Genomic DNA, 3,270 nt, shown 5'->3' on the forward strand with positions numbered 1-3,270 from the left:
TTAAGCCGACCCCTTCAAGTAAACCTACGGTGAAAGAGGCGGATAAAACAAAGCCGTCTCCGTCAAACGAGGATAAAAACAAAGGATTCCCTTGGACTTGGAACAAGGACTCGGATTCGAACAAGGATGAGGATAAGCGGAGATAACCGGTGCGCAGCGAATGGCTGCGAAGCGGCCAGACAGGGTGATTGGACCTGTTTGGCCGCTTTTTATATGCACACCGGCAAGCATCTCCTCGAAGTGGCTCTATGCCATCAGGAAGCACGCCCGTTCCTGACAGGACGGCGAAGTCTTTTATTTTTGGGCGGAGGCTGGCCTGGCAACCCCCAATGTTGTCAGGCAGAGTTGTTAGCGGAACGTCAATCCTTTATTTGAGCGAAAACGGGTAAGTTATCGGATTTGCGGATCGTAGAGACGCTATTTCAGCTCAAAATCGGTTGTTCCCCTGAAATACGCACAACTAAGGTATCGTCGTTCCGCTTGGCTACCGGTATGCGTGCTTTGTAACAAATTAGTGTCTTCTCGTTCCGCAAGCATCGTGCACCGACGGTTTCCAGCCGTCATCCGCTTCGCGATTAGCTTGATTACGTGCACCTGCCAACCTGGCAACATGGAGTCGGATCCTTATAATCCATCGTATTCGTAGCAAGAAGCGGGAAGTTGTATTACAATAAATATGAAATCGTTGCACATGCAAGCAATCGTTGAGGGAAAACGTGGAGGGGAGAACGGATTGTGAGATATTCAACTTTTGGAAAGTCGGGCTATCAGGTATCTTCATTAGGCTTCGGGGCCATGAATTTGCCGAGCGTTCCCTTAGAGCAAGCGAGAGAGGCGCTGAATTATGCGCTCGATCACGGGATCAATTACATAGATACGGCGGCGGCGTACCGCAACAGCGAGGAGATTATCGGGGAATGCATCTCCCATCGCAGAAGCGAATATTTCCTTGCAACTAAGACGGGGGCTCGCGATTATGAGACTGCGAAGGCGGAGATTGAGCGCAGCCTGGTTCGTATGCGGACGGATCATGTCGATTTGCTGCAAATTCACTATGTCAACAACGTAACGGAGTATCAAAAAGCGATGGCTCCCGAAGGCGCCTATAAGGCGGCGCTGGAGGCTCAGCGCGAGGGCAAGGTGCGCTTTATCGGTATTTCCGGCCATCGTCCGGATCTGCTTGTGAAGTGGATCAGCAAAGGGCAGTTTTCCCAGATTCTGTTCCATCTGAACTTGGCGCAGCCGTTTGCATTGGATGAACTCATTCCCAAAGCAACGGAAATGGACTTGATGAAAGTAGCGATGAAGCCTCTGTCCGGCGGTTTTATTCAGCCGGTCGATCTTGCAATTCGATACCCGTACAGTCAGGACGTTCATGTGACAATCTCGGGGATGGTCAGCATAAAGGAAGTGCAGGAAAACATTGCGGCACAGGAGCGGGAAGTTGGCGATGCGGAACGCAGGGAGCTGGAGCAGCTCGCTGAGGAGCTTGGTCAGCATAACTGCCGACGCTGCAATTATTGCTCGTGCCCGCTGGAAATTGCGATACCGGACGTGATGATTTCGTCGAAGTTCAGGGATAAATTCGGCTTGCTGCCGAAGGGGAACGGATTTTTCGAGCGGCAAAAGGATAAACTATTAGGCTGTGCGGAGCATGATCCGTGCAAAGTGAATCCGCTGTGCGAGCCGAAATGTCCGTACCAGCTGCCGATGCAGTCGGTGATTCAGCGGGCGGCTTCTTTTTACTAGATCGTGAGGAGACATGAGTATGTTTGAAAAAATAACCACGATTACCACGGCGCCGTTTACCGCGTTGACGGATAATGCGGCGGGGGCAGACGCCATCCTCGTCTGCCTGACGGAAGCGGAGCTGCGCGGGCCTGCGATACTCGGGCAAGCGCAGCTTGACAGCGCCTTGGCGGACCTTATCGCCAAGGGGGTGTTCACGGGCGCCTCAGGCGAGCTTGAGGCGCTGCCGACTTACGGGCTGCTGCCGTACGCGTACGTTCTGGTTGCGGGGCTCGGCCCGCAGCCGACGCGGGATACGCTGCGCGCAGCCGCGGTGTTTGCCGCGCGCAAGATGCTCGCGCTGCGCCTGGACCGCTTGGCGGTGAAGACGCCAAGCGGCTTGGATGTGCGGTCAGCCGTATACGCGCTGACCGAAGGGCTCTTGCTCGGTACGTACCGCATCGCGGCGTACCGGAAAGATGCGCCTGCCCGCGCGGAGCTGCGGCAGGCGGTGCTTGAGCTGGAAGCGCCTGCGGATGCGGCGCTTCTCGCGGGCACGATCGCTGCCGCCGAGGCGGTGGCGGCGGGCACGAACTATGCCCGGGACTTGACGAACCTCCCGGGCAACAAGCTTGTGCCGGCTTCGCTGGCCGCGGAAGCCGTGAAGCTCGCCCAGCATTACGGCTTCGCCGTAGAGGTGCTGGACGAGCACGAGATCGCCGCCCGCGGGATGGGCGGCGTCCTGGCCGTCGGCGGGGGCAGCGTGCACCCGCCGCGGATGATCACCCTGCAGTACAAGGGTGATCCGGACAGCGCCGACGTGCTGGGCCTCGTCGGCAAGGGCGTTACCTTCGATACCGGCGGGATCTCGATGAAGCGGCCGGACGGCATGGAGGAGATGATCAGCGATATGGGCGGAGCCGCCACGCTGCTCGGGGCCCTTCATATCGTCGGTCAGCTCAAGCCGAAGGTGAATCTGACGGTCGTTATTCCCGCAGCGGAGAACATGACGTCCGGTGCGGCGTATCGGCCGGGTGACATCGTGACGCTGCTGAGCGGGCACTCGGTGGAAGTGTTGAACACTGATGCGGAGGGCCGCATTATTTTGGCGGAGGGCATTACCTATGCCAAATCGCTCGGCGCGACCCGGCTGATCGACGTTGCGACGCTGACGGGCGCGATCCTGATTTCTTTCGCCGATGTGGCGACAGGCGCCGTGACGAATGACGACGCGTTCTTGCGGCCGCTCCTTGCGGCCGCTGGCGGAGCCGGCGAGAAGCTTTGGCAGCTGCCGAACTACCCAGAGTACCGGGCGATGCTGAAAAGCGATGTGGCGGACATCAAAAACGCCACCTCCTCCGACCGCTGGGCCGGCGCGATTACGGCAGGGCTGTTCATCGGCTATTTTGCCGAGAACACGCCTTGGATTCATCTCGATACCGGCGGCACCGCGTGGCTTTGGTCGGCCAAAGGCATTGAGCCGAAAGGCGCGACGGGCGTCATGGTGCGCACCTTGGCGGCTTACTTGTGCGGCGAGGCTGT

2 protein-coding genes are annotated in these 3,270 nt (G+C 58.1%); both read left to right on the forward strand.

What is annotated here, in order from left to right:
* Positions 1–735: 735 nt before the first annotated feature.
* Positions 736–1,749, forward strand: a complete 1,014-nt coding sequence (locus EJQ19_RS24235; protein ID WP_126143830.1) for an aldo/keto reductase — start codon at positions 736–738, stop codon at positions 1,747–1,749.
* Positions 1,750–1,768: 19 nt separating this feature from the next.
* The coding region (locus EJQ19_RS24240; RefSeq protein ID WP_126143831.1) for a leucyl aminopeptidase at positions 1,769–3,270 on the forward strand (1,502 nt) is incomplete at its 3' end.

Origin of the sequence: Paenibacillus whitsoniae (assembly GCF_003955665.1) — a bacterium.
In the GTDB taxonomy this organism is placed as follows: Bacteria; Bacillota; Bacilli; order Paenibacillales; family NBRC-103111; genus Paenibacillus_E; species Paenibacillus_E whitsoniae.